This is a genomic window from Streptomyces sp. NBC_00299, from assembly GCF_036173045.1.
Classification (GTDB): Bacteria; Actinomycetota; Actinomycetes; order Streptomycetales; family Streptomycetaceae; genus Streptomyces; species Streptomyces machairae.
In genome coordinates this window covers 2,524,595-2,549,191 of sequence record NZ_CP108039.1, presented here as the reverse complement: position 1 = coordinate 2,549,191, position 24,597 = coordinate 2,524,595, and the positions used below count along the sequence as shown (strand labels likewise).

The following is a 24,597-nucleotide window of genomic DNA, read 5'->3' as shown; positions in this document are numbered from 1 at the left end:
TCAGGGGCTGGGGCTGGGCGTCGACCGCGCACCGGTGTCCGCACCGGGTGACCGGCGGGCCCCTCGGGCCCGCCGGAAGCGGACGAGCGCCACAGCCGCGATGAACAGGCCCGCGAAGAGGAGAGCGATCACTGCGGGGCCGGTGGCGTCCAGGACCTCGGCGATGCCGCGCTGAACGGCTCCGGCCGCGTCGATGACCGGGTCCTGGAGCGTGGGATCGCGCTGGACGCGGATCTCGTACCAGCCGTAGTACGCGACGTACGCGCCCACACACAGGAGAAGTGCCCCGCCGAGCCGGGGCGCGATCGCGCCGAGGCGGCGCAGGCGGGTGACAGCGGTGGCGCGGGTGAGGGCGACGGTCAGCGAGGCGGCGCCGACGATCAGGCCCATCCCGCCGGCGTACGCGGCGAACAGGGCGATACCCTCGCCGGTCGAGCCGCTGCGGAAGGCGGAGACGACGATGGCCAGGAACGGGGCGATGGTGCAGCCCAGGGAGGCCGTCGCGTACGCCATGCCGAACAGCGCCATCGAAGGAAGCGAGCGCGTCACGGTCGGCGCGCGGCGCAGCTTCGGGGCCAGGGTGGGCAGTTGACGACCCGCGAGCAGCCAGGCGCCGGCCACCGCCATGAGGAGCCCGAAGGCGATGGTGAACCAGGGCAGATGCTCCTGGACCTGGCCCGCGACGGGCTGGACGGCCAGGCCGAACATGCCGAAGAGCGCGGCGAATCCGACCGTCATCGCCGCGGTGGCGGTCAGCGCCCGTCCGACTGCGACCGTACGGCTGGGAGAGTCGTCGCCGAGGACGAGCAGCGACAGGTAGGCCGGGAGCAGGGCGAAGCCGCACGGGTTGACGGCGGCGAGCATGCCCGCGCTGAGCGCGAGAGCCAGGGGCAGGTCGGCCATGGCGCGTTCAGCCGGTGAGCCCGGCGACCTTCTCGGCCAGCCCCTCGCCTGCGGGCAGCACGCCCTCGTAGACGGTCCTGCCGTCCTTGTCGAGGATGACGTAGCGGCTCTGCTCGGTGACGGCGAACCGCTTCCATACGTCGCCCGCCTCGTCGGAGAGGTGGGGGAAGCCGTCGGTTCCGGTCTGGGAGACGAAGTCCTTCATGGCGGTGTTCTTGTCGAGGCCCGCGACGCCGAGGACATTGGCCTTGCCCTGGTAGTCGGCGGCGACCTTGGCGGTCTCGGCGGCCTGGGCGCGGCACTTGGGGCACCACGGGGCCCAGAACCACAGCACGGTTGGCTTGCCCGCGAGGGCCTTGGCGTCGAAGGGTTTGCCGTCCACCGTGGTGCCGGTGAAGTTCAGGGCCTCGGGGACCTGCGCCCCGCTGTCGCCCCGGCTCTCGTCCGAGGTAGTGGACCCAGGGGCGGAAGACGCCGTCTTAGGCGGTGCGCCCTGGACGTCGCTGCCGGAGTCGGTACCACCGTCGGAGCCGCACCCGGTCACGGTGAGCAGGGCGGCGGCCAGGACGGCCGGGAGCAGAGTGCGGGCACGCATGATGGGACAGCTCCTGGTGGTCGGGGTCGGCTGGCTGAACTGTAGGCGGGCGGCGCGCGGTCTGGGCTGGAGTGGGTGCTTACGGTTCGGTGACGTCAGCCCGCGTGGTCGGCGAGCCGCTCTGCGTCGAGGACGGTGATGCGGCCCCGAGCCAGGCGGATCAGGTGCTGGTCGGCGAAGTCGCGCAGCACCTTGGTGCACGTCTCGCGGGACGTGCCGGCCAGGGCGGCGATTTGCTGGTGAGTGAGCGCGGCCTGCGGGCTGCGGGCGCCGAGCACCCTGGGCCGGGTCTCGGCTGCGAGCGTCAGCAAGGTGGTGGCGATGCTCCCCCGCAAGCGGGAGGTACCCCCAGCGGGACGGACTTGAAGACGCTGTCGGACAGGCGCTGTTCGAGGTCGGTCAGGCGGCGGCCGAGGATCTCGGTGATGCAGGCGGAGATCCGGGCGTCGGACAACAGGAAGCGGTTGACGTCGGCACGGCTCATCATGCAGACGGTGACGTCGTCGAGGGCCTCGGCGAAGTTGTCGTACATCCGCTGCCCGAGCAGCACCATCTCGCCGAAGATGGTGCCGGGGCTGATGATCGCGCAGGTCAGGGCACGGCCGTCGGCGGAGACCCGGAAGATGCGCACCCGTCCCTGCTTGAGGATGAACAGCACCTCGGAGGGCTGGGAGGGCGAGTAGACCAGTTCGCCGGCGCTGTGGGTCTTCATCGGGGCCGCAGCGGCGATGGCGTCCATCTCCGCCTCATTCAAGTCGCGGAAGATGTCGACCCCGGAGATGCACCAGGTCTTCTCGGCCTCGTCACCGGTGTGGTTCATGTGGTGTGGTTCCTCGCGTCGGCCTGGTGCCCAGGGCGGGGGTGCGGTGCCCCACGCCGGGCTGGCGGGGCACCGAGGAGAGGTTCAGCAACGCGGAGCGGCGCGCCGGGACCAGGCGGTGACTCCGGTGGTATCGGTGTCATCCCGCGGCCCGGCCGGTCCGCTTGCCCGCCAGCAGGGCGAGGGTCGAGAAGGTGACTCCGGCCAGGAGTCCGTCGACGAGGTGGGCGCCGAGGCTGGAGGAGGTGACGTCGTTCCACTCGAAGACGGGCATGCCCATGTTGGCGGGCATGATCCACAGGGCGCCGACAGTCCACCACACCGCGCCGTAGGCCAGGCCGAGGACTACGGCAGGCGCGAGGCGCTGGGCGAACTGGCCGAGCAGCGCACCAAAGGTGATACCGGCGAAGAGTGCGATGGCCAGGTGGATCAGCTACCCGGCGAAGGCGTTCGTGGAGCCGAGAAGACCCGCGACCTTGGTGATCATCGCGGTGTCCGCCATGGGCGTGGACACCGACATCCAGATGCCCATGCCCACGCCGCCGACCAGACCGGACGCGGCGCCCCATACCGCGTGCACCCCGGGACAGCGGCCGTGCTCGGGGAAACACGCAGGGTTGTGGCCATGATGATCGTCCTCCTCTTGCGGTGGTTTCCGCTCTCGTCGCTGACGCTAGGACGCGGGGCATGTACACGTATGTGAGGGCGTTTACGTACGGGTCGGCGTGTTCGTGGGGCAGTTGGTTACGTGGCGACGATCCACGTCCTGTCGTGCCGGGACAGCATCCAGGTGGCCCGGCGGCGTCGCTGGATGCGCCCTCGCCGGGCAGGAGGATGCCGGCAGCGCGCGGGCAGACTTGTCGGCTGCTGTTGCCAGTGCCAGTGCCAGCGTCTGCTGCCGCCACTTCCAGGATGTGCGTCAGATGCTCGGATCGGGTGAGGTGAACCGGCCCGAGCCGCCCCCGTCCGTCGTGGCGGTGACACCAGAGAGCACCCCGGTGCTTCGCTGGCCAAGCACGGTCGCACCCCGCCACCGTGCTTGGCCAGGAGGGACACAGTGACGGCACAGCAAGAATTGGACGAGGCAAGGGTCGAAGCCTTCATGGAGAAGGCTCTCGGGGACATCAGCGGGACGATGATCATCGGTCTGTGCCATCTGGGTGACCGGCTGGGACTGTTCAAGGACCTGGCGGCCAACGGCCCTGTCAGCAGCCAGGAGCTGGCCGAGCGCCTGGACCTGAACGAGCGTTACGTCCGCGAGTGGCTGCGCGGTCTCACCGCTGCGGGCTATCTGGAGGAGCCGGAGCCCGGGCGCTTTGAGCTTCCCGCCGAGCACGCCCCCGCCCTGGCCGACGAATCGGGCCCCATGTTCCTCGGCGGCGTATATCAGATGATGCCCGCCGCGATGGCACCGTATGAACGACTGGTCGAGGCGTTCCGGAGCGGCGGAGGCGTACGGCAGAGCGAGTATCCGGACATTCTGTGGGACGGCATGAGCCGTTTCACCGGCAGCTGGTTCGAGAGCGTGATGGTCGATGACTGGCTGAGCACCTTCCCTCATGTCGTTGAAAGGCTGGAGCGGGGCGTTGACGTCGCGGACGTGGGCTGCGGTGCTGGCCGTGCCCTGATCGTGCTCGCCCAGAAGTTCCCCCGCTCCCGTTTCACGGGGTTCGACAATTTCCCGGGTCAGGTGGCACGCGCCCGGGCGAAAGCGGAGGAAGCCGGTGTCGCCGACCGGGTGACCTTCGAGACGGTCGATGTCGTCCAGGGGCTTCCGGGGCGCTACGACCTCGTCACCACCTTCGACGTCATCCACGACGCGGCGGAACCGCAGCGGCTCCTTGCCGCCATCAGGGCTGCGGTCAAGGACGACGGCGACTACCTGATGCTCGAGGTCAACTGCCAGGATCGCCCAGAGGACAACGTGGGCCCCGTGGCATCGATGTTCTATGGGTTCAGCATGTTCTACTGCATGACCACGTCTCTCGCGAGCGGCGGTGCCGCCCTGGGAACGTGCGGTATGCCCGAGGCGGTCGTACGCAGTCTGTGCGCCGAAGCAGGCTTCAGCGGCGTGGCCCGGTCCACGGCGGATGACCCGTTCAACGTCCTCTACGACATCAAGCCGTAGCTCGGAACCGCAGGCGAGCGTGCCTACGGTGCGGAGGACTTCTCCGCGACGAGGAGGGCGTAGCCGAGGGTGCTGTCCGAAACGGCGGTGCGGGCCGCGGCCAGGACGGCCGGGGCCGCGTCGATGTCCAGACCGGAAGCGGCGAGCCGGTCCGCCGCGGTCAGCCGGAGCAGGTTCAGCCGGGCCTCGATCTGGTCGATCATGCGGAGCATTGCTTGGTCGTGGCGCTCGGTGCGCAAGGTACGCAGCCCTGCCTCGGCCAGGATCCCGGCGTACTCGGCCGGCGTCCGGGCATCGGCGACGCAGGCGATCCGCGCGGCGGGCGTGGAGAGTTGGGGCGGCAGCCGGTCGGTGGTGACGGTGACGTCGGTGATGCCGACACGGCCGCCGGGTTTCAGGACCCGGGCGAACTCTGCGGCGGCCTTCGCCTTGTCGGGGAAGGTGCACAGCGCGCACTCGCACACCACCGCGTCGAACGCGCCGTCCGGGTAGGGCAGGTGTTCCGCGTCACCGGTGGTGAAGACAGCGCGCTCCGCCAATCCCGCCGCCTGGGCGGCTCCTTGGGCGAGGGCGGTGTTGGCGGGGGAGTAGTCCACGCCGTCCACGCGCACCCCGTAGGCGTCGGCGATCAGGAGCGCGGTGGTGCCCCGGCCCGAGGCCACGTCCAGGACCCGGCTGTCCGCGGTCAGGTGGAGGTGGTCGGTGAGGCGGCGGGTCAGGGCGGTGCCGCCGGGGTGGTAGGAGTCGCCGAGCAGGAGGGCGACGACATCTTTTGCGTAGGCGTCGGCACAGCAGGCTTTGACCTCGTCGCTGTTCATGACCGCTCCCCCTCCGCCTGGGTACGGACGGTCTTCGAGCCGTACGGAGTCGGGGTGAGCCGGTCCGCGAGCGGCAGTGCGTTCGGCGCCACGTCCGCGACCGGCACGCCCGACATCTGGGCCCGGACTTGCTCGCGGTAGCCGACGGAGTTGTAGGCGCAGAACGGAATCAGCCGCCCGTCGGGAGTGATCTCCTCGACGCAGCACTTCATCAGCTGCTTGACGTTGAGGGTGTAGGGGTCCTGGAAGTCCTGTACGACGATCATGAACGCCTTGTCGTTCAGGTCCCGTACGGCGGTGGGCAGGTCGATGCCGCAGGCGTCTGCGCAGTCCAGGGCTTCGGCGGTGGCGCGGAGCTTCGCTTCGGTAGTGGCGGTGCCCATGAACGCGGAGGCGGACCAGAGTTTCTCCAGCGCCTCGCGGATGTCGGCCTCCGGCAGGACGCGGTTGGTGACGTAGTCGAGGTAGTCCTCGACGTTCAGCAGGCGGGGGACGGGTACGACCCTGCGGTTGCCCGGTTCGCCGTCCACGAGGAGGTAGGTGACGGCGCGGCAGGTGGGGAAGCAGCAGGGCACGGGGAAGAAGTCGCCCTTGGCGAACCACTGCGGGCGCTGGGCGTTGATGAGCTTGATGACGTCAGGGTTGGTGAGCCGGTTCAGCGGGTCGAACTCCACATGCCGGCCGGAGTGGGTGACCGGCTGGAACGCCACCGAGCGGACGGCGGGGTGGTCGATGCCGTACTCGATGATCGCCCCGAGTTCGTGCTCGTTCAGGCCGCGTTCGACAGCGGCGACCAGGGTGACGGTCAGCGCGGCCTCGGCGCAGTTGTCCAGGGCCCGCTGCTTGAACGTCCGCAGGTCACGGCCCCGGATCTCCAGGTGTGTGCGTTCGTCGAAGCCGTCGAACTGCAGGTAGATGTTCACCGACTTGCCCGACACCTGATTGCGCTTGCCGAGTTCGGCGACGAAGTTCTTGTCGGTGGCGAGGCGGATGCCGTTGGTGTTGAGGGTGACGTTCTTGATGGGGCGGTCCTGGGCGAGGTCGATGAAGTCGAGGATGTGCTTGTGGATGGTGGGTTCCCCACCGGAGAACATCACCACCTCCGCCTCGCCCTCGGAGGCGACGAAAGTGTCGAGCATCCGCTCGCACTGCTCATGGGTGATCGAGTAACCGTCCGGCTGGTGCCCGGAGTCGGCGAAACAGATCGGGCAGTCCAGGTTGCAGCCGGTGTTGACCTCGATGATCCCCAGGCAGGCGTGCTGCTTGTGCTCCGGGCACAGCCCGCAGTCCGACGGGCAGCCGTCTCGTACCTCGGTCTGGAAGGTGAGAGGGATGGTGCCGGGCTTGTTGAAGCGGGCCGACGACAGGTATTCCTCGGCGTCCCCGTACACCAGCGCCTCGAACTCGCCGTGCTCGCGGCAGCGTTTACGCAGATAGACCTTGCTCTCGCGGATGTTGACCTGCGCGTCGACGGGCGCCTTGCACATCGGGCAGATCGACTTGGTGAACTCGATGAACACCTCCTCCCGGTCCTGCTTCGCTGGGCTGCCGTCTCTCGCCGCCGACGTGACCGGTCGTGCCGGATGGTTCACCGTCATCGTCTCCTCGCCTTCGCTTCGCCGTGGTCGTACGTCTGGTCACCGGTGCTCTCGTGCCGGGCGGGCCGGGCACGAGATCGGCGGGCGCCGCGCAGCAGCAAGGCGGCATACAGCAGGGCCAGCGCGTCCTGGACCAGTACGAACCAGCCGAGCCGCTGGGCCAGGTAGCTCCCGAAACAGCCGCAGTTGACCACCGTCAGCCCGCGCACGAATGCCTGCACAGCCAGCCCGCTCCACACGAGTGACACGGCCGTGTACACCCACACTGGAGCGATCGCCGTCGACCTCGGCCGGGCAAGGAACCACACCCCGCACACCAACTCGCCGACAATCAAGGACACGGTCAGCAGCGTCGCGGCGGCACCGTGCGCCAGGCCGTACGCGCCGAGGATGGCCGGCATCTCGCCCAGAGAGGCGAGCTGACCGATCCCCATCGCCGTGTAGATCGCGCCCAGCGCGAGCCGTAGCACCATGCCCACGACGCTACGGCTGTACAGCAGCCGGGAACTGTAAGCGCGCTCACCGAGTCTGCCGGGCCTCGAACCTGCCAGGCCCGTCGACATCGCGGCGCCTCATGATCGGACACGACGCCGACCGGCGCGCGGATCGGTGTGCGTGCTCACGTTCCCCCGCCGGGACGGTCGCCTACGGTGAGATCAGCACACGTCGGGCACGAGGAAGGACCGCAACGCCGTGTCCGTACCCGTATACGAGCTCGCTGACAGCCGTGCGGCGACCGACGCCTTGCTGGAGATACTCCGCAACGGTCGGTGGAGACCGGGTGCCGTCGGGTGCTTCCTGCGTATGGCCGCGCACCGGTCACTGCGGCAGGCGACCCGGCATCCATGTGCGTTCGTGCAGGCTGGCGCCCTGCACGGGCTACTGTTCACGCCCGCCCGAGGCCCCGGAGCCCGGACGTGGGTGGCCACCAGCTGGACTCTCACCGTCCTGCATCTGGGCCTGCTGGAGAAGCGCGACCAGCTCTCCGGGGCTGATGTGATCACCATACTGCGAGGCAATCTCCCCGCCACCGCCCTCGGGGGGAGCCGCTGGTCGGGCCTGCTGGCGATCGCCCTCGACGTGGCCGACGGCCGCTTGGCCCGCCGCCAGGGCACCGTGTCCCCGTTCGGTGACAACGCCGACTCCCTCGCCGACGCCGCCTTCTGGACCTGGCTCGTACTGCGGCACGACCCCAGCCGTGTGGTGCGGGCCGCGGCGCTCGCGGCATGGATCGTGCCCGTGGTTGCGGTCACCGCCTTCGGTATCCGTCGCGGCAGGATGCCCGACAGGCCCCGGCCGGCGCTGTTGCGTCCGGCCGCCGCGATGCAGGCCGTGGTCGCCGTGCGGCACGTTCTGCGCCGCGGTCCCAGAGCTGCCACGTCCCCTGACTGATCCCCCTTCGGCTCGTCGCAGGCCCGCAGGCACCGGTAATGCGGACGGCGCGCGGCGGGAGGCCGAACGGGCCGGAATGCCTGCTCAGCGAGTTCGCTCGGCCGCGAGGCGGCCGACTGCGCGGCGGGCGGTTTGCCCCTCCGGGATCCGATCACGGTGCCGATGAAGACCTTCCCGCGTCCGTCCTCCCGCGGAGGAAGGACGGACGCGCACAGCGCATGCGGACCCGCTCACGCTCGTGCTTTGACCGATGCCGGTCAGTCCAGGGCGTCGAGGGCGGCGAGGATGTCGGAGGGTTCGGCGCGGCGGGTGTAGTCGGTGTCGACGAAGGCCCAGCGGATGGTGCCGGTGCGGTCGATGACGTAGGTGGCGGGCAGGGGGAGGGTGCGCGGGTGGCCGCCGTTGGTGCGCTGGAGGTCGAAGCCGAGCTTGTCGTAGACGGCAGCGAGGTCGTCGGGGAGGTCGAAGGCGAGGCCGTACTGCTTGGCGGTGTCGGAGCCGAGGTCGCTGAGGACGTCGAAGGCCAGGTCGTGTTTCTCGGTCAGGGTCAGGGACTCGTCGGGGATCTGCGGGGATACGGCGACCAGGTGCGCGCCGCGTGCGGTGATGGTGGCGTGGTGCTGCTGGAGAGCGCGCAGGGCGAGGTTGCAGTACGGGCACCAGGCACCCCGGTAGAACGTCAGTACGACGGGGCCCTCGGCCAGCAGGTCGTCCAGGGACAGGGTTTGTCCGGTCGCCGTGGGGAGGGTGAAGCGGGGGGCCTGAGCGCCGACGGTCAGGGCGTGGTCGGCCTGGCCGGAGTCGGCCAGTTCCTGTCCCGCCCGGCGCATGATCTCGCGTATCTCGGCGGGGATCTGCTGCTGGCGGGCTTCGTAGAAGGAGCGCAGCTCGGCGTTGAGGGGCATGGCGATGGTCCTCCTGGGTCACGGCTCAACTCGGAACGACCGTTCCAAGATAGTGGCGGCGGAAGTATCCTGGAACCCTCGTTTCGAGATGGCGGGTGAGGCATGCCGGATATCAAGCACTTCGACCCGGACACGGCCCTGGAGGCCGTGGTGCGGTTGTTCTGGCGGCAGGGCGTGGCCTCCACCGGTATCCAGGACGTCGTCACCGCGACCGGGCTCAACCGCTCCAGCCTGTACGCCACGTTCGGCGGCAAGCAGGAGCTCTACCTCGCCGCGCTACGGCGTTACATGGAGCACAGGTCTCAGCCGATGTTCCGGCGCCTCGCGGAGGACGAGCGGGGGCTGCCCGCCATCGCCGAGTTCTTCGCCGGCCTGATCGAGGCGCGCTGCTCGGGCGAGTACGCCCGCTGGGGCTGCATGGTCTCCAACGCGCATGCCGGGGCCGAGCACGGTGATCCCGAGGTGCGCGCCGTACTGGACCGGCATCACCAGGAGCTGCGGGACGCGATGTACGCGGCGCTCGTCACCGCCCATGGCCAGGGACAGCTCGCCGCCGGCTGCGACCCCGATGCCTGCGCCGACCTGCTGGCGCTGCTCGCCTACGGCGTCAACCTGCGGTCCCGTGCCGGAGCGGACGCACGCGACCTGGGCAGGACGGTGACCGCAGCCCTCGCCTCGCTCGGTGGCCCGGCGGCTCCCTGACGGCTCTCGCCGGTCAGCGCCGGGCCCTGCGCTCCGCCTCCTCCTTGACCACGGCGAGGGATCCGGCGACGGCCGCCTCCCAGCGGGCGGCCACCTTCTCACCCCACCAGGCTCCGGCCCGCCACAGATCGGTGCCCAGCTCCCCTTCGTACAACAGGCGGGTGCCCGTGGGCAGTTCGGTCAGGGCGAACGTCTCGACGACGTACGGGACCGGACCGCGCACGAGGCGGAAGCCGACGCGCTCGGGCCGACTGAACCGCACGGTCTCCACCGTCACCGCCTTCCACCGCCCGCCTGTTGGCGTGACGTGGGCAGCCAGCACCATGTCGCTGCCGCGCTCCAGTACCCGCACCTTCTCCTGCATGGCCCGGGTGGCGCGCCCCAGGTACGGCTGGGCGATCACGTCGAAGACGACGTCCCTGGGCGCCGCGATGTCCAGGGTCTGCGGCCCGAGTGGTCTGACGCGTCGGCCCACGCCGAGGTCGACGGGCAGTGCCCCGCTGACCAACCCGGCATATCCGCCGACCGTCGCGACCGCCGCGGTCGCCGCCCAGGCCGCCGTGCGGACCAGTCGGCGGCCGCTCACGACGTGCCCTCCGGCTCGCCCTCGACCGTCACGCCCTGCCAGAACGCGACGTGGTTCTTGATCCGGCGGGCGAGCGGGCTCGGGTGCGGGTAGTACCAGGCCGCGTTCCGGTTGGTCCGCCCGCTGACCGTGACGGTGTAGTAGCGGGCGAGCTCCTTCCAGAAGCACAGCGACCGGCTGCGGGTCTCGGTTGAGTACTCGCGGTGCAGCGCTTCGGGTGGGAAGCAGTGGTTGCCCTCGACGATCACGGTGCGCGGGGCTTCCGCGATCACGGTGCCGTTCCATACTGCGCGCAGCATTACTGGGCTCCTCGTCATGCGCGGGGCAGGTCCCTCATCTCCGGAACGCTACGCGCGAGCGGGAGTGCGGCTCAGTAACGGCGCTCACTGTTCGTCCCGACCAGGATGCGGCAGATGTCGGCGTCCGTGCACTCGGCCGGGTCGGTTGCGGCCGCCCGTTCGGCCAGTGCGCGCAACGCGGTGCGGGTCTCGCGCAGTTCGGCCAGGCGCCGGTCGATGTCGGCGAGGTGTCGGTCGATAAGCGCTGTGACGTGTGTGCAGGGGGAGGCTCCGGCGTCGCGCAGCGCCAGGACGGAACGGATCTCGGCGAGGGTGAGCCCGGCGCCCTGGGCGTCGCGGATGAACGCGAGGCGCTGCGTGGTCCGCTCCGGGTAGTCGCGGTAGCCGCCCGGGGTACGGGGTGGCTCCGGCAGTAGCCCGGCTTGCTCGTAGAAGCGGATTGCCTTCGTGGTCAGCCCGCTGGTGGCGGCGAGGTCGCCGATAAGCATGCCTTCAGGCTAGCCCTTGACCTTCCAGTGCGCTGGAAGGTCTACGGTCCCCACAAGCAGCCAGGAGGTGTCGCGCCATGAACCCGAGGGACGCCGACGTACGGATCACAGTGCTGACGGTTCCAGACTGCCCGAACGCGCCGGTCATGCGCGAGCGGATCGCCGCTGCCCTCGCGGGCCGGGCGGTGCCGGTGGACTGGGTAGAAGTGGCAGATGCGGAAGAGGTCGCACTGCGGGGGATGAACGGCTCGCCCACCGTGCTGGTGGACGGCTCCGACCCGTTCACCCATGAGGACCTCCGGCCAAGCCTGTCGTGCAGGCTTTATCACCACGGCGACGGCACGACCGACGGCGCCCCCTCCGTCGCAGAGCTGCGACGGGCGTTGGCGGCGAGCGGCTTGGCCGAGCCGCACGGGGAGGAGTGAGGTGCCATGTGAAGAAGCGATGTGACGGGCACGGTGCCGCGCGCGTAAAGGGGTCGGCCGCCTCCGTCCGCGCTCCTTACGCCCCGGCGTGCCGGCCCCGCGCCAGGCGCCCGCGTAGTGTCCCCGCGAACTCCTCGGCCCGTGCCAACTGGACACGCAGCCTCTCCACCTGCTCCGTCGCGCCCTGCTCGTACCGGCGGATACGCTCCAGCAGTTCCGTTCGCTCGTCCGACGTCAGCTGGTCGCTGTCGAGACGGTCGGTGGCCTCAAGCAGGTCACGCATCTGCTCAAGAGTGAAGCCGAGCGGCTTCATTCGGCGGATGACCATCAGGCGGGCGACGTCGGCCTCGGTGTAGAGGCGGAAGCCGCCCTGGGAGCGGGCAGAGGGGATGACGAGGCCGGTCTCCTCGTAGTGCCGGATGGTGCGCAGCGACAGTTCGGTCCGTGCGGCGACCTCGCCGATCTGCATGTGCTCGCTGCTCACGCGGGGTGCCTTCCTTGTCTCTTACTGCGGCCGGGGCGGCCGCAGTAATCTCTACTCTAACGTTAGGGTAGAGTTGCGTCGGTTTGGGGCGGCTGCCTGCCGTGCCGGTTACCGTGGTGCGGGATGCCGTCCCGTGACCATCAGCCGTGTCGGGGCCGACGAAGCCCCCGGCGAGGACCGTTGTCCGCAGGAGAGAGCGTGCGCATGTCCGTGATGCCCGGCGTCGCCGCTGTCTGCCCGCCGTGAGCCTTCGCCCCCGAGCAGCACTCGATTCCCTCGTGGGTCGCTTCGCTGCCGCCCCCTGACTTCGGTCCGCACCGCTCGCGGACTTCGTGGAGGACCGTGCCGGTGCTCCACGCCTCCCTGCGCGCCCGCCGTGATGCCGGGTGTGCCCGAGCACGACAGGTTCTTTCGTCTTGTCTTCCTCAGCCCTGTACCCGGCCGCGTGGCTGCGCGGCTCCCGACGTCCGTCCTGGCTGTCCGACCCGAAGGTGCTGCGCACCGAGGTACTGGCCGGCCTCGTGGTCGCCCTGGCCCTGATCCCGGAGGCGATCTCCTTCTCGATCATCGCCGGGGTCGACCCGGCCATCGGTCTGTTCGCCTCGTTCACCATGGCCGTGACCATCGCCATTGTCGGCGGCCGACCGGCGATGATCTCCGCGGCCACCGGCGCCGTCGCACTTGTCATCGCCCCGCTGAACCGCGAGCACGGCTTCGGCTACCTCGTCGCCGCCGTGATCCTGGCCGGTGTCTTCCAGATCGTCCTCGGCGCGCTCGGAGTGGCCAAGCTGATGCGGTTCGTGCCGCGCAGCGTGATGGTGGGCTTCGTCAACTCCCTCGCCATCCTCATCTTCATGGCCCAGGTGCCGGAGATGACGGACGTGCCGTGGCCGGTCTATCCGCTGATCGTGGCCGGGCTGGCGCTGATGGTGTTCTTCCCCAAGGCCACGACGGCGGTCCCGGCGCCGCTGGTGTCGATCGTCATCCTCACGTTCATCACCATCGCGGCCGGGATCGCGGTGCCGACCGTGGGCGACAAGGGCGACCTGCCGTCCTCCCTGCCGGTCCCGGGCCTGCCGGACGTGCCGTTCACCCTGGACACGCTGACGACCGTCGCCCCGTACGCGCTCGCCATGGCGCTGGTCGGCCTGATGGAGTCGCTGATGACCGCCAAGCTGGTCGACGAGATCACCGACACCCACTCCTCCAAGACCCGCGAGTCCGTCGGCCAGGGCGTCGCCAACATCGTCACTGGTTTTTTCGGCGGCATGGGCGGCTGCGCGATGATCGGCCAGACGATGATCAACGTGCGGGTGTCCGGTGCCCGTACGCGGCTGTCGACGTTCCTGGCGGGCGCGTTCCTACTGGTGCTGTGCATCGTCTTCGGACCGGTCGTCTCCGACATCCCCATGGCCGCGTTGGTCGCCGTGATGGTCATGGTGTCGGTCGCCACCTTCGACTGGCACTCCCTCGGGCCGAAGACCCTCAAGCGGATGCCGGCCGGAGAGATCACCGTCATGGTGGTCACCGTCGTGTGCGTGGTCGCCACCGACAACCTCGCCATCGGCGTCGTCGTCGGCTCGGTCACCGCGATGGTCATCTTCGCCAAGCGGGTCGCCCACCTCACCGAGTTCACAGCCGTCACCGACCCCGACCACGCCACGGTCGTCTACCGGGTCACGGGCGAGCTGTTCTTCGCCTCCTCCAACGACCTCGTCGGCCGGTTCGACTACGCGGGCGACCCCGACAAGGTCGTCATCGACCTGTCCGCCGCCCACATCTGGGACGCCTCCTCCGTCGCCGCCCTGGACGCCATCGAGACCAAGTACGCCCAGCGCGGCAAGACCGTAGAGATCACCGGCCTGAACGAACCCAGCGCCCGCATCCACAAGACACTCAGCGGCGAACTCAGCAGCAGCAATTGACCAACTGTCGTGTCACTCCGGCACCTCATCCGTGCAGCTCTCCGAAACTCTCACCACGCCGAAGACCACCGGGTAATCGGTGATCTGCTGGTTCGGTCCCGGCTGCGAGTTGCAGATCTTCCACGCCGCCGGATCGTCCACCGGACGGCCCTGCCCGCTCGCGTCCTTGAAGGTCATGTCGAGTTTGGAGCCCATTTGCTCGTATGCACGCCCGGCGTTGCCACCGATGACATCCGGCATGGTGGCGGTGACCGGCTCGGGGTTTGCCGAGCGATGCGTCTCGGCGGGCCCCGATCTGGTCGCGGTGCTCGCCGAGACGTCCGGCACGGACGACGCACCGCAGGCGGTGACCGAGGCCAGGAGCGTGGCGGCGAGGGTGGGTCTCAAGAGCTTGGCGACGGTCAATGTTCCTCCCAGCGTGATGGCAATTCGGAACAGTATTCACGGTGAGACACGAGGAACCATCGCCGCCTCGTCCTGCCAAGCCCCGTTCCCTCGCATCCTTCCTGGTGCGGCCGGGCATGTGACGACAGGACCTAGATCTCGCCGATTGCCTCGGCGTCTCCCGTCCCGTGATCCATGCGTCCGGCATGCTGCGTTTCAGGATCTGGGCCGGGACAGGCAGCGGCGGTCGCGCCGGCCGATCCGGGCTCTGGGCAAGGCCCAGCGGCTTCGCCCCCCACCCGAGCCTGATGGCGCAGTGTGCCAGCCGGTAGGTCTCGTGAATGGGGCGTTTCGGATCTGGCGCATGCCTGCGCCCTCCCGGATCTCGCCAGCGGCCACGAGGAGCGCCACCGTGCCCTTCGGCACCGTGACCTTGGGCTACGTCGGCATACCGCCTCAACGACGCATCCCCGCCCGGTTCGGGTCATTGGTGGACTGGCGACCCTGGTGATCGCTACGGCAGTTCCGGCCAGCGCCGGGCCTCCCGCCTGCGACGCGGAGGCCCCCTTTGCGCGACGGATGTCAGGGGTTCGACTCCCCTAGGTTCATTGGGTGGTCGGGTGGCAGGGAGCCGCGCCCCCGCCACCCGACCATTGGACTTGGTTCGCCATCCAGATTCCATCGGCGTGAGCGGTGTTCCCTGTCGTTTTCCCATCGGAACACGGCAGGGGGTTCAGGCGGATCGAAACGCGTGCGAGAGGGGGGTCGACCCGCATGGTTGGTGCAGGTCAACGCGCTTTCACGAGTCAGCTTATGTAACATTCGGGTTCGAGTCCCGCTCCGCTTTCCTTGGTTCAGTTCAAGGAAATGGGAGAGAGTGATGGCCGTATGGCGGCAGCGTTCACCATAATCCCCTCCGTGTGAGGGATGCGGGTGGGTGGATCAGGCCGCGTTCAGAATCTTGGGCTCTATCGGGCGCATTTCGTGAGCGCGGTGTGCATGCAAGCGGACGGAGGTGTTGCGCTGCTCATCGAGCCAGGCGTACACGTCTCGCATCGGATAGCGGACGGCGCCGCCGTCGAGCTTGATGTAAGCCGGGCCCTTGCCGTCATTCCGCCAGTTGCGCAGCGTCTTGTCCGACACTGCGAGCAGCTCGGCTAGCTGCGGAGGTGCCAGCAACTGCCAAATTGTCGCATGTTCGGTCACAGGCGTGGAGTCGCCCATTCCAAGAGCCTCCAGAGGTGTCTGTATATCCTTTTGAAGGAGATCGTTTGAGTGGCTGCCTTCGAAAACAACATAGTGGGTTGTGTCGGTTTACGCGTGGCAGAATCATCGGGTGGGGAAGCCTGATAACCCCAGGACGGTAGAGGTGTAGCCGCTTTCCGTCCCTCTCGATCCCAGATACGTCCTGCTGCATCCCTACTTGCCGGTAGTTGATGTGGCTGACGTCACACGAAACTAATGTCGATCTAGCCCGCTAGGGAGTGTCGAGTACGTGCCAGGGCATATAGAAGACCGCTGGATCAGCAAACGAACCAAGGAGAAGAGCAAGCTCTACGGCAAGGGGAAGCGTTACAAGGTCGCCGGCATCCCCGGTGTCCGTGCCCGCAGCTTCACCAAGCTCACCGACGCCAAGCAGTGGCTCGCTCATGCTCAAACCGACGTGACGCGGCAGGAGTTCGTCGACCCGCGTGAAGGAACGATCCTGCTGCGCTCGTACGTGGAGGATCGATGGTGGCCACACCAGCGGTACGCCGCCACGACCCGAGATGCGGCGCGTCGACGAATATGGGGACACGTTCTCCCGGCGCTCGGGTCGCTGCCCCTGAATGCCATCACAGCGCCAGCCCTCCGGGAATGGGTTGCCCGGATGGAGGAGACCCTGTCGCCCGGGACGATCCGCACCACCTGGGGGCATCTCTCTACGATCCTCCAGGCCGCCGTCGAGGACGGCAGGCTGGTGAAGCATCCGATGAAGGGGAGCCGCACCGCTCGGCCGCCGGCCAAGCCTGCGCAGAAGGCGCGGGCGTGGTCGCGCGAGCAGGCGATGCGGGTACGCGCTGGGCTCCCGGAGCAATACCGCCTCGCAGTCGACTTGGGGGTGGGGCTTGGCCTGCGCCAGGGCGAGGTATTCGGACTGTCCCCGGAGGACCTCGACGCGGAGAGTGGCGTCGTACACGTCCGGCGTCAGGTCTGCATGATCGACGGCCACCTCTTCTTTGCGCTCCCCAAGGGGGGCAAGACGCGAGAAGTTGATGCGGCACCTGGCGTCCTGGCCAGCATCAAACAGCACGCGAAGCGCTGGCAGCCGGTCGCGGTGAAACTCCCGTGGGAGAGCCCCCATGAACCTCAGAGCGAACGGCAGCGCGTTGACTGGGCTCGGCGTACCTATCCACTTTTCCTGGCTACCCGGCAGGGGCGCGCATGCAACCGCGACACATGGAACAGGCGTCTCTGGAAGCCTGCGCTCGCCTCTGCGGGACTTATCGGCAAAGTGGACCCCGATTCCGGCGGGAGCAAGTGGGAGCCGTCGCGCGAGCTCGGCTTCCATGCCCTGCGCCACACCTATGCCAGCGTCCAGCTCGAAGCCGGCGAGTCGATCGTCTCCCTCGCCCGCTGGCTTGGGCACGCCGACCCTGGCTTTACTCTGCGTACATACACGCACTTCATGCCCGACGCAGGCGCGCGAGGTCGCGCCGCGATGGATGCTTGGTTCAGCGGGGAGGCGAACTCCCTGGAAACCCCCTGACGGTCATGCGGGGGTGTGAGGGGCAGGAAACGTGCAGGTCATTGCGGGTATGGAGCGGAACTCATGCGGTTGACGGTCTTCTGGGAGCGGATGGCGGATCACTTCGGTCCGGGCTACGCCGACACCTTCGCGCGCGATCACGTGATGACGGAGCTCGGCGGGTGCACGGTGCACGAGGCGCTGAACGCCGGCTGGGAGGCGAAGGACGTGTGGCGTGTGGTGTGTGCCGTCATGAACGTTCCGGGTGAGAAGCGCTGACCGGTCACGAAGATCGCAGGACCGAAGCCGTTTGTCGGTGGCGTGGGCGACACTGGCTCCGTGGCACGCACTGACGAGACCGGGCAGCTCGCCCGGCACGGATCCCCGTTCGGCACGACGCCGCCGACCTCGCCATCGGGTGAGGGCGGCACCGAGCCGAACGCCCGTATGCCTCGTTGGCTCCCGCGCGCCATGGTGCTCGCACTGGCGCTCGTCGGCGCGTTCCAGCTGGGCAGCTGGGCGTTTCACCAGCTCACCGGGCTGTTGATCAACGTCCTCATCGCGTTCTTCCTGGCTCTCGCCATCGAGCCCGCGGTGAGCTGGATGGCTGCGCGCGGCATGCGCCGCGGACTGGCCACCGGGATCGTCTTCCTCGCCGTGATCGTCGCGTCCGCCGGGTTCGTGACCCTGCTCGGGTCCATGCTCGCGGGCCAGATCATCAAGATCGTCGAGGACTTCCCGAACTACCTCGACTCCGTCATCAACTGGATCAACGCGCACTTCAACACCGAGCTGCGCCGCGTGGACGTCCAGGAGGGTCTGCTCCGCTCCGACTGGCTGCGCAACTACGTGCAGAACAGCGCCACCGGGGTCCTGGCCGTGTCCGCACAGGTCCTCGGCGGTCTCTTCCAGCTGCTGACGATCACGCTGTTCTCGTTCTACTTCGCCGCGGACGGCCCGCGACTGCGCCGCGCACTGTGCTCCGTACTGCCGCCCGCCAAGCAGGCCGAGGTACTGCGCGCATGGGAGATCGCCGTCACCAAGACCGGCGGGTACCTGTACTCGCGCGGCCTCATGGCGCTCGTCTCCGGCGTGGCCCACTACATCCTGCTCGCGAGCCTCGATGTGCCGTACGCGCCCGTGCTCGCGGTGTGGGTCGGCCTGGTCTCGCAGTTCATCCCCACCATCGGCACGTATCTCGCGGGCGCCCTGCCCATGCTGATCGCCTTCACGGTCGACCCCTGGTACGCGCTGTGGGTGCTGATCTTCGTGGTGATCTACCAGCAGTTCGAGAACTATGTGCTGCAGCCCAAGCTGACCTCGAAGACCGTCGACATCCACCCGGCGGTCGCCTTCGGTTCGGTCGTCGCCGGCACCGCCCTCCTCGGCGCGGTGGGCGCCCTGATCGCCATCCCGGCGATCGCCACGCTGCAGGCGTTCCTGGGGGCGTACGTGAAGCGGTACGACGTCACCGACGACCCCCGAGTGCACGGGCACCACCGGGGACGGAGAGCGGGGCGGGGTCTGGTCGCCCGCGCGCGGGCGCTGTGGGCCCCGCGGCCGGGAGCGGCCGAGCCAGGGGCCAAGACGGAGGACTCCGGGGAGAACTCCTCCTGAGGCGGAGCCGACGCCCGCGGCCTCCTCCCGGGGCCGCCGTCGCCAGGCGCGGCAAGCAGGAGCATGGGTGTCGCCCGGGGCGGAGGCCGGGCAATCCGCCCCGAGGAGCGGGCTGTCGGTCGGGAATCCGGGGCGGTGTCAGGCCGCGGACGTAGTCTCGTAGGTGCCGTGTGGTGCGCTTGACACAAAAATCGAACATCCATTCTGATGGGGGTATCGGAGAGGCGCTCGGCGGGCATTTCGCCAGGGTTTCGGTGGAGAAGTGACCGAGTTATCCACAGGCCGGACGGGTGTCGAGGCCCATTGTCAGTGGCAGGCGTTAGCGTCTTTGACGTGAAGCGATCGACTCAAGCAAATCGGGTGGAACCCATGGCAGGAACCGACCGCGAGAAGGCCCTGGACGCCGCGCTCGCACAGATTGAACGACAGTTCGGCAAGGGTGCGGTCATGCGCCTGGGCGAGCGGCCGAACGAGCCCATCGAGGTCATCCCCACCGGGTCGACCGCGCTCGACGTCGCCCTCGGCGTCGGTGGCCTGCCGCGCGGCCGCGTGGTGGAGGTGTACGGACCGGAATCCTCCGGTAAGACCACGCTGACCCTGCACGCGGTGGCCAACGCGCAGAAGGCCGGCGGTCAGGTCGCCTTCGTGGACGCGGAGCACGCCCTCGACCCCGAGTACGCGAAGAAGCTCGGCGTCGACATCGACAACCTGATCCTCTCTCAGCCCGACAACGGCGAGCAGGCCCTGGAGATCGTGGACATGCTGGTCCGCTCCGGCGCCCTCGACCTCATCGTCATCGACTCCGTCGCCGCGCTCGTCCCGCGCGCGGAGATCGAGGGCGAGATGGGCGACAGCCACGTCGGTCTGCAGGCCCGACTGATGAGCCAGGCCCTGCGGAAGATCACCAGCGCGCTCAACCAGTCGAAGACCACCGCGATCTTCATCAACCAGCTCCGCGAGAAGATCGGCGTGATGTTCGGCTCCCCGGAGACCACGACCGGTGGCCGGGCGCTGAAGTTCTACGCCTCGGTGCGTATCGACATCCGCCGCATCGAGACCCTGAAGGACGGCACGGACGCGGTCGGCAACCGCACCCGCTGCAAGGTCGTCAAGAACAAGGTCGCGCCGCCCTTCAAGCAGGCCGAGTTCGACATCCTCTACGGCCAGGGCATCAGCCGCGAGGGCGGCCTGATCGACATGGGCGTGGAGCACGGGTTCGTCCGCAAGGCCGGCGCCTGGTACACGTACGAGGGCGACCAGCTCGGCCAGGGCAAGGAGAACGCGCGTAACTTCCTGAAGGACAACCCCGACCTGGCCAACGAGATCGAGAAGAAGATCAAGGAGAAGCTGGGCGTCGGCGTGCGGCCCGAGGAGCCGGCCGTCGAGCCGGGCGCGGACGCCGCGGTCGCCGCCACCCCGGACGACGCCGCGAAGACGGTGCCCGCTCCTGCTGCGGCAAAGACGGCTAAGACCAAGGCCGCGGCAGCCAAGAGCTGATCCGTACGGTGCCTGATTCAAAAGCGTGGCGAACCGACTGGGCCGAGTCCGCTCACCCCGACGTTCCGCATGAGCGGGGCAGGGGCGGCGACGGCCACGGGGGAGATATGGGCCGGGGTAGCTACGACGGAGAAACCGCTCGGGGTGGTTACGGGGGATACGGCAGTGCGGCGTCGTACGGCACGAAGAGGCCGTACGACGACGGGCCGAGCGAGGACATGCCGGGCGGTGGTGACTGGCCGGGCGACGGCATCCAGGGCAGCAGCGAGCGGCCGGAGGGCGGCTCGGCGGACGGCGGTGGATACGCCGGCGGCAGCTCGCGCCGGGGTGGCCGCAGGATGCATGGTGAGGGCGGCTCAGCCGCAGGGCGCGGGCGCCGTCGGCGCGGCTTCGGGGAGTCGCCCGGTAAAGACGGAGGCGCCCCCTCCTCGTCGAGGGCCGAGAAGGGGGACCTTCCGGCGGACCCGGTGGAGCAGGCGCGGGCGATCTGCCTACGTCTGCTCACCGGGACCCCGCGGACGCGAAAGCAACTCGCGGACGCCCTGCGCAAGCGGGAGATCCCGGACGAGGCGGCCGAGGAGGTGCTCTCGCGATTCGAGGAGGTCGGCCTCATCAACGACGGTGCGTTCGCGGATGCCTGGGTGGAGTCCCGGCACCACGGCCGGGGTCTCGCCAGACGCGCGCTCGCCCAGGAACTGCGCACCAAGGGCGTCGACTCCACACTGATCGACGCGGCCGTTTCCCAGCTCGACTCCGAGCAGGAAGAGACGACCGCACGCGAACTCGTCGCCCGCAAGCTGCGTTCCACGCGCGGGCTCGACCGCGACAAACGCCTGCGCCGCCTCGCGGGCATGCTCGCTCGCAAGGGCTATCCCGAGGGCCTGGCCCTCCGGGTGGTCCGGCAGGCGCTGGAGGAGGAGGGCGAGGACACGGAGTTCCTCGAGGGCGAGGGGTTCTGACCCCGGCAGGGGACCCGGACGTGGACGAGGGTCCGCGACCGCGGTATTCCGGCGCCGGACACGGTGGACGCGCGGGGGCGCCCATCGCGTTCGGGCCGGGATCGCCGACTTAGACGTCCGCCCCTGGCCCCGACGTCACCGGAAGCCCAGCCGCCCGCCACGCCTGGAACCCGCCGACCAGGTCGGTGGCCCGGTTCAGCCCCAGTCGCCGTAGCGACTCGGCCGCCAGGCTGGACGCGTAGCCCTCGTTGCAGATCACCACGACCCGCAGGTCGTGACCGGTGGCCTCGTGGGCGCGGTGGCTGCCCTGCGGGTCGAGCCGCCACTCCAGTTCGTTGCGCTCGACGACCAGGGCGCCGGGGATCAGACCGTCCCGCTCCCGCAGGGCCGCGTACCGGATGTCGACCAGCAGAGCCTCGCCGCCCTGAGTGGCCTCGTACGCCTCCCGAGGCTCGATCCGCTCGTAGTCCGCGCGCACCCGCTCCAGCAACTCGTCGATGCCGACGGGCCGTTCGTCCACGCCGCGTCCAACCACGTCACCCACGCCTGTCTCCCACTCGCCCCCACCGACCGGCGACCCGCTCACACCGATCGGCAACTCGCTCACACCGCCCGCGGCACTTGCCTTCGACTCACCGCTGCCAACCTGCCGTTCGCTCGAACCGTGCACCACAGGTTCGTTTCCGGCCAGCCCGCTCACTGCCAGTCCTCCGGGCGTTCCACCTGTTCCAGGCACAGGATCGGCCCGCTGCGGCTGAAGCGGCGGATCTGCGGCAGGGGTGGGTAGTAGGCGTGAACCGAGATCGCATGCCGATCGGGGGATTCGTTGAGCACCTCGTGCACATGGTGGTGGCCGAAGGAGCGGCCCTTTCCGGCGGGCAGCCGCCGTTCCCGGTCGACGTCGTCCGTCAGTTCCAGTGTCTTCCAGCCGTCGGCGGGCAGTCGGACGGCGAGCGAGTTCTCCTTGAGCTCACCGGCCGCCGTCACGAAGGCCCCGGCCGAGTCGGCGTGGTCGTGCCAGCCGGTGCCCGTCCCGGGGGGCCAGCCGATCAACCAGGCCTCGCTGCCGCCGGGGCCCTCAAGCCGTACCCAGGTACGGCCCTCGGGGTCGAGCGGGAGCGAGGCGACCAACTCGGTGTCGGCTGCCGTACGACGTACGAAGTCGAGAAGGTCCGCCTGGGTCGGCGCGGAGCCCGGCGCGGAAACCTGTGCAGGAGCCGACGCGGAATTTGGCTTGGCGCCGGGCTCGGACGCGGCGACGGCGGTGGGGGAGGCGGCAGAGGGTACGGACACGAGCACCGTCCTGAAGAGAGTTCGCGAAGAGCGCGCGACAGCACAGGCGGCAGAGTCAGCAGTGGCGCGCGCGGGAAAGGGGATGCGAGTTCAGCAGGACGGGCGACACACGCAGCCCGCATAGCGGACGAGGTCCATATGGACCCTCCGCCACAGGCGCACACAGGTGTCGGTCACGATCCGGAGTACACCACGCCGGTGCGGACCGGTCAACTCACTGTCACTATGCGGACCGCACAGTGACAGTGAGTGCTGCCTTCCGGGGAGGTCGGTTCTCTACGGCCGGGTCGGCGCGAGTTCTCTTCGACGTCAGCGCGAGCCGGCCGTAGCCCCGGCCTCCGCCGCCGCGGTCTCGGCCTCCGCCTCCACTGCCCCGGCCGGTGCCTTGACCGGTCCGCCCAGCGCTGCCTCGGCCGCCGCGTACAGATCGGTCGGCCGCACCCCGCTCAATGCCGTCACCAGATGACCATCGGGCCGCACCAGCAGGACCGAATGCGCGGCCGCCCCCGGATAGGCCTCCGCGACCAGCAACTCGGCTCGATACGGCAGTGCCGTCACCGCGGCCGCCAGCCGAGGCATAATCCCGGCGGTCGCCCAGTGCTTGCGCTCCCAGACGCCAGTGCCCGGCGCGATCAGCAGGACCAGCAGCGCGCCGCGCCCGAGCCGGTCGCGCAGTTGTACGAAGGAACCGTCCTCCGCAGTGACCCGCACGTCCACGACCGGCGCACCGCGCGGCGTGTCCACCGGGACCTCGCCCTCCAGGGGCCCGGGCGCGAGCGGCGACCCGGCGTACGTCCCCAGCGCACCGATCGCGCCGTGCCCCAGGTGGCCGTCCATCAGCAGTGCGTCATGACCCCGGGCCGAGCCGGGGACGTAGGCACGCAGCCCACCGCCGCCACGCAGCAGCGGCAGCGCCTGGTCCGCGGCACGCAGTCGGGCGGCGACGACGGCGCGCCGCTCCGCCTGGTAGCTGTCGAGCAGTGCCTCGTGCGGCCCATGGTGCCAGGCCGGTGCCAGCTTCCAGGCGAGGTTGTCGGCGTCCCGCAGCCCCTCGTCGAGACCGTGGGTGCCGAGCGTGCCGAGGCAGTGCGCCGCGTCCCCGGCGAGAAAGACGCGACCCACGCGCCAGCGGCGGGCCAGCCGGTGGTGGACCGTGTGAACTCCGGTGTCGAGGAGCTCGTACGGCGGTGTCGGCCCGCCGGTCCAGCCGGCGAGCGTCTCCCGGATGCGAGCCACCAACAGCTCGGGCGTGACCAGGTCCTTGCCCGGCGGCAGCAGCCAGTCCAGGCGCCACACCCCGTCCGGGAGCGGGCGTCCGGTGACCTCCCCGGCCGAAGGTCCGGACATCCGCCACGGCGGCATCCGATGAAGCAACGCCTGACCGTCCCACGGAAGTTCCGCGCGCAGCGCAGCCACGGCGTGTCGCTCCACGGCGGTACGGCCGGGAAAGCGGATGTCCTGGAGTTTGCGCACGGTCGAGCGCGGGCCGTCGCAGCCGACGAGGTAACTGCCTCGCCACCAAGTGCCCTTGGGGCCGCGCGTGTGGGCGGTGACGCCCGACGGTTCCTGCTCGACGGCGTCCAGGCGGCTGTCCACAGCGATCTTGACGAGCGGTTCGCCCTCGAGGGCCGCGCGCAGGGCGCCGGTCAGCACGTGCTGGGCGATGTGCAGGGGGGCGGGGTTCGTGACGCCCTCGGGCTCGTTCGCCGCGTCGTCGAACGTGACCTCGCGCATCACCTGCTTGCGCCGCATCGCCCGCCATCCGGCCCAGCGGGCGCCTGCCTCGGCGATGGGCACGCCGGTCAGGCGCTCCATGAGGGCGGTGGTGTCCTCGCGCAGGACGACTGAGCGCGCGAGGCGGGGTTCGTCCTTGCCGGGCCCCTCGTCGAGTACGACGGACGGCACTTCCTGACGGGCCAGCGCCAGGGCGAGCGTGAGCCCCACGGGCCCCGCTCCGACGATGATCACCGGGTCCACGGCGCGGCGCCCCCTGCCCGCAGCGGTGTCCCGAGGGACGCAGGTGAACAGAAAGTTGGAGCAGGGTGCACGAT

The 24,597-nt window shown here is 69.4% G+C and carries 30 protein-coding genes; 10 read left to right on the top strand and 20 right to left on the bottom strand.

All coding sequences use genetic code 11. From position 1 onward, the window contains the following. The 6 genes from OHT51_RS11040 to OHT51_RS11015 all read right to left on the bottom strand — a co-directional run bounded on the left by OHT51_RS11040 (position 1) and on the right by OHT51_RS11015 (position 2,898). A complete protein-coding gene (locus OHT51_RS11040) occupies positions 1–903 on the bottom strand; it encodes a cytochrome c biogenesis CcdA family protein (protein ID WP_328878746.1) in 903 nt (300 codons plus the stop codon). A gap of 7 nt (positions 904–910) precedes the next feature. Then, positions 911–1,498 carry a redoxin domain-containing protein gene (locus OHT51_RS11035; RefSeq protein ID WP_328878745.1) on the bottom strand — a complete coding sequence of 196 codons (588 nt, stop codon included), beginning with the start codon at positions 1,496–1,498 and terminating at the stop codon, positions 911–913. Between the two features lie 95 nt (positions 1,499–1,593). Then, the gene (locus OHT51_RS11030) at positions 1,594–1,809 is read right to left on the bottom strand and encodes a helix-turn-helix domain-containing protein (RefSeq protein WP_328878744.1); all 216 of its coding nucleotides are present in this window, start codon (positions 1,807–1,809) and stop codon (positions 1,594–1,596) included. Then, positions 1,803–2,318 (bottom strand): Crp/Fnr family transcriptional regulator, encoded by a 516-nt coding sequence (locus OHT51_RS11025; protein ID WP_328878743.1) that lies wholly within the window; start codon positions 2,316–2,318, stop codon positions 1,803–1,805. The genes OHT51_RS11030 and OHT51_RS11025 overlap by 7 nt, the downstream gene beginning before the upstream one ends. 139 nt (positions 2,319–2,457) lie before the next feature. Continuing rightward, on the bottom strand, positions 2,458–2,610 hold the full coding sequence (locus tag OHT51_RS11020; RefSeq protein WP_328878742.1) for a hypothetical protein: 153 nt from the start codon (positions 2,608–2,610) through the stop codon (positions 2,458–2,460). Between the two features lie 141 nt (positions 2,611–2,751). After that, positions 2,752–2,898, bottom strand: a complete 147-nt coding sequence (locus tag OHT51_RS11015) for a hypothetical protein (RefSeq protein WP_328878741.1) — start codon at positions 2,896–2,898, stop codon at positions 2,752–2,754. Positions 2,899–3,375: 477 nt separating this feature from the next. Between OHT51_RS11015 and OHT51_RS11010 the strand changes: the two genes are divergently transcribed. Next, complete coding sequence (locus OHT51_RS11010; protein WP_328878740.1) at positions 3,376–4,446, top strand: methyltransferase; 1,071 nt, start codon at positions 3,376–3,378, stop codon at positions 4,444–4,446. Between the two features lie 23 nt (positions 4,447–4,469). On the opposite strand, the gene OHT51_RS11005 is transcribed toward OHT51_RS11010, so the two are convergent. From OHT51_RS11005 to OHT51_RS10995, 3 genes are read right to left on the bottom strand one after another with little or no spacing between them, the layout of a single operon-like run. Continuing rightward, positions 4,470–5,264 carry a class I SAM-dependent methyltransferase gene (locus OHT51_RS11005; protein WP_328878739.1) on the bottom strand — a complete coding sequence of 265 codons (795 nt, stop codon included), beginning with the start codon at positions 5,262–5,264 and terminating at the stop codon, positions 4,470–4,472. Beyond that, complete coding sequence (locus tag OHT51_RS11000) at positions 5,261–6,862, bottom strand: radical SAM protein (protein ID WP_328878738.1); 1,602 nt, start codon at positions 6,860–6,862, stop codon at positions 5,261–5,263. Before OHT51_RS11000 ends, OHT51_RS11005 begins: the two co-directional genes overlap by 4 nt. After that, a complete protein-coding gene (locus tag OHT51_RS10995; RefSeq protein WP_328878737.1) occupies positions 6,859–7,335 on the bottom strand; it encodes a MauE/DoxX family redox-associated membrane protein in 477 nt (158 codons plus the stop codon). Before OHT51_RS10995 ends, OHT51_RS11000 begins: the two co-directional genes overlap by 4 nt. Positions 7,336–7,783: 448 nt before the next feature. On the opposite strand from OHT51_RS10995, the gene OHT51_RS10990 reads away from it, so the two are divergent. Further along, positions 7,784–8,254 carry a CDP-alcohol phosphatidyltransferase family protein gene (locus OHT51_RS10990; RefSeq protein WP_328878736.1) on the top strand — a complete coding sequence of 157 codons (471 nt, stop codon included), beginning with the start codon at positions 7,784–7,786 and terminating at the stop codon, positions 8,252–8,254. A 257-nt stretch (positions 8,255–8,511) separates the two neighbouring features. Here the strand turns inward: OHT51_RS10990 and OHT51_RS10985 are convergent, their stop codons facing one another. Beyond that, positions 8,512–9,159, bottom strand: a complete 648-nt coding sequence (locus OHT51_RS10985; protein WP_328878735.1) for a peroxiredoxin-like family protein — start codon at positions 9,157–9,159, stop codon at positions 8,512–8,514. 102 nt (positions 9,160–9,261) lie between these two features. On the opposite strand from OHT51_RS10985, the gene OHT51_RS10980 reads away from it, so the two are divergent. Then, entirely contained in the window at positions 9,262–9,861 is a 600-nt protein-coding gene (locus tag OHT51_RS10980) for a TetR/AcrR family transcriptional regulator (protein WP_328878734.1), read from the top strand. 13 nt (positions 9,862–9,874) lie between these two features. On the opposite strand, the gene OHT51_RS10975 is transcribed toward OHT51_RS10980, so the two are convergent. From OHT51_RS10975 to OHT51_RS10965, 3 genes are all read right to left on the bottom strand, one after another. Next, positions 9,875–10,447 (bottom strand): SRPBCC family protein, encoded by a 573-nt coding sequence (locus OHT51_RS10975; protein WP_328878733.1) that lies wholly within the window; start codon positions 10,445–10,447, stop codon positions 9,875–9,877. After that, positions 10,444–10,746: a DUF427 domain-containing protein gene (locus OHT51_RS10970; RefSeq protein WP_328878732.1), complete on the bottom strand. Its 303-nt coding sequence runs from the start codon at positions 10,744–10,746 to the stop codon at positions 10,444–10,446. Before OHT51_RS10970 ends, OHT51_RS10975 begins: the two co-directional genes overlap by 4 nt. A gap of 71 nt (positions 10,747–10,817) precedes the next feature. After that, complete coding sequence (locus tag OHT51_RS10965) at positions 10,818–11,234, bottom strand: heavy metal-responsive transcriptional regulator (protein WP_328878731.1); 417 nt, start codon at positions 11,232–11,234, stop codon at positions 10,818–10,820. 77 nt (positions 11,235–11,311) lie between these two features. On the opposite strand from OHT51_RS10965, the gene OHT51_RS10960 reads away from it, so the two are divergent. Then, positions 11,312–11,659, top strand: coding sequence for a thioredoxin family protein (locus OHT51_RS10960; protein ID WP_328878730.1), 348 nt, complete (start codon positions 11,312–11,314; stop codon positions 11,657–11,659). Between the two features lie 76 nt (positions 11,660–11,735). On the opposite strand, the gene OHT51_RS10955 is transcribed toward OHT51_RS10960, so the two are convergent. Further along, on the bottom strand, positions 11,736–12,143 hold the full coding sequence (locus tag OHT51_RS10955) for a MerR family transcriptional regulator (protein ID WP_328878729.1): 408 nt from the start codon (positions 12,141–12,143) through the stop codon (positions 11,736–11,738). A gap of 416 nt (positions 12,144–12,559) precedes the next feature. On the opposite strand from OHT51_RS10955, the gene OHT51_RS10950 reads away from it, so the two are divergent. Continuing rightward, positions 12,560–14,068, top strand: coding sequence for a SulP family inorganic anion transporter (locus OHT51_RS10950; protein ID WP_328878728.1), 1,509 nt, complete (start codon positions 12,560–12,562; stop codon positions 14,066–14,068). A 12-nt stretch (positions 14,069–14,080) separates the two neighbouring features. Here OHT51_RS10950 and OHT51_RS10945 read toward each other — a convergent pair whose 3' ends face one another. Both OHT51_RS10945 and OHT51_RS10940 read right to left on the bottom strand, forming a co-directional pair. Next, positions 14,081–14,473: a hypothetical protein gene (locus OHT51_RS10945; RefSeq protein WP_328878727.1), complete on the bottom strand. Its 393-nt coding sequence runs from the start codon at positions 14,471–14,473 to the stop codon at positions 14,081–14,083. Between the two features lie 921 nt (positions 14,474–15,394). Continuing rightward, on the bottom strand, positions 15,395–15,676 hold the full coding sequence (locus OHT51_RS10940; RefSeq protein ID WP_328878726.1) for a helix-turn-helix transcriptional regulator: 282 nt from the start codon (positions 15,674–15,676) through the stop codon (positions 15,395–15,397). A 271-nt stretch (positions 15,677–15,947) separates the two neighbouring features. Between OHT51_RS10940 and OHT51_RS10935 the strand changes: the two genes are divergently transcribed. The 5 genes from OHT51_RS10935 to recX all read left to right on the top strand — a co-directional run bounded on the left by OHT51_RS10935 (position 15,948) and on the right by recX (position 21,253). Beyond that, positions 15,948–17,201 (top strand): tyrosine-type recombinase/integrase, encoded by a 1,254-nt coding sequence (locus tag OHT51_RS10935; protein ID WP_328878725.1) that lies wholly within the window; start codon positions 15,948–15,950, stop codon positions 17,199–17,201. Between the two features lie 63 nt (positions 17,202–17,264). Next, on the top strand, positions 17,265–17,459 hold the full coding sequence (locus OHT51_RS10930) for a DUF3046 domain-containing protein (RefSeq protein ID WP_328878724.1): 195 nt from the start codon (positions 17,265–17,267) through the stop codon (positions 17,457–17,459). Between the two features lie 60 nt (positions 17,460–17,519). Next, on the top strand, positions 17,520–18,797 hold the full coding sequence (locus tag OHT51_RS10925) for an AI-2E family transporter (RefSeq protein ID WP_328878723.1): 1,278 nt from the start codon (positions 17,520–17,522) through the stop codon (positions 18,795–18,797). 369 nt (positions 18,798–19,166) lie between these two features. Beyond that, on the top strand, positions 19,167–20,294 hold the full coding sequence (recA, locus tag OHT51_RS10920; RefSeq protein WP_328878722.1) for a recombinase RecA: 1,128 nt from the start codon (positions 19,167–19,169) through the stop codon (positions 20,292–20,294). A 107-nt stretch (positions 20,295–20,401) separates the two neighbouring features. Further along, entirely contained in the window at positions 20,402–21,253 is an 852-nt protein-coding gene (gene recX, locus OHT51_RS10915) for a recombination regulator RecX (RefSeq protein WP_328878721.1), read from the top strand. A 109-nt stretch (positions 21,254–21,362) separates the two neighbouring features. Here recX and OHT51_RS10910 read toward each other — a convergent pair whose 3' ends face one another. The 4 genes from OHT51_RS10910 to OHT51_RS10895 all read right to left on the bottom strand — a co-directional run bounded on the left by OHT51_RS10910 (position 21,363) and on the right by OHT51_RS10895 (position 24,523). Beyond that, a complete protein-coding gene (locus OHT51_RS10910; protein ID WP_443052704.1) occupies positions 21,363–21,788 on the bottom strand; it encodes a rhodanese-like domain-containing protein in 426 nt (141 codons plus the stop codon). Positions 21,789–21,949: 161 nt separating this feature from the next. Continuing rightward, complete coding sequence (locus OHT51_RS10905) at positions 21,950–22,546, bottom strand: cysteine dioxygenase (RefSeq protein ID WP_328878719.1); 597 nt, start codon at positions 22,544–22,546, stop codon at positions 21,950–21,952. Between the two features lie 90 nt (positions 22,547–22,636). After that, positions 22,637–22,708 carry a putative leader peptide gene (locus OHT51_RS10900; protein WP_309544753.1) on the bottom strand — a complete coding sequence of 24 codons (72 nt, stop codon included), beginning with the start codon at positions 22,706–22,708 and terminating at the stop codon, positions 22,637–22,639. A 147-nt stretch (positions 22,709–22,855) separates the two neighbouring features. Beyond that, positions 22,856–24,523, bottom strand: coding sequence for an FAD-dependent monooxygenase (locus OHT51_RS10895; protein WP_328878718.1), 1,668 nt, complete (start codon positions 24,521–24,523; stop codon positions 22,856–22,858). Positions 24,524–24,597 lie beyond the last annotated feature (74 nt).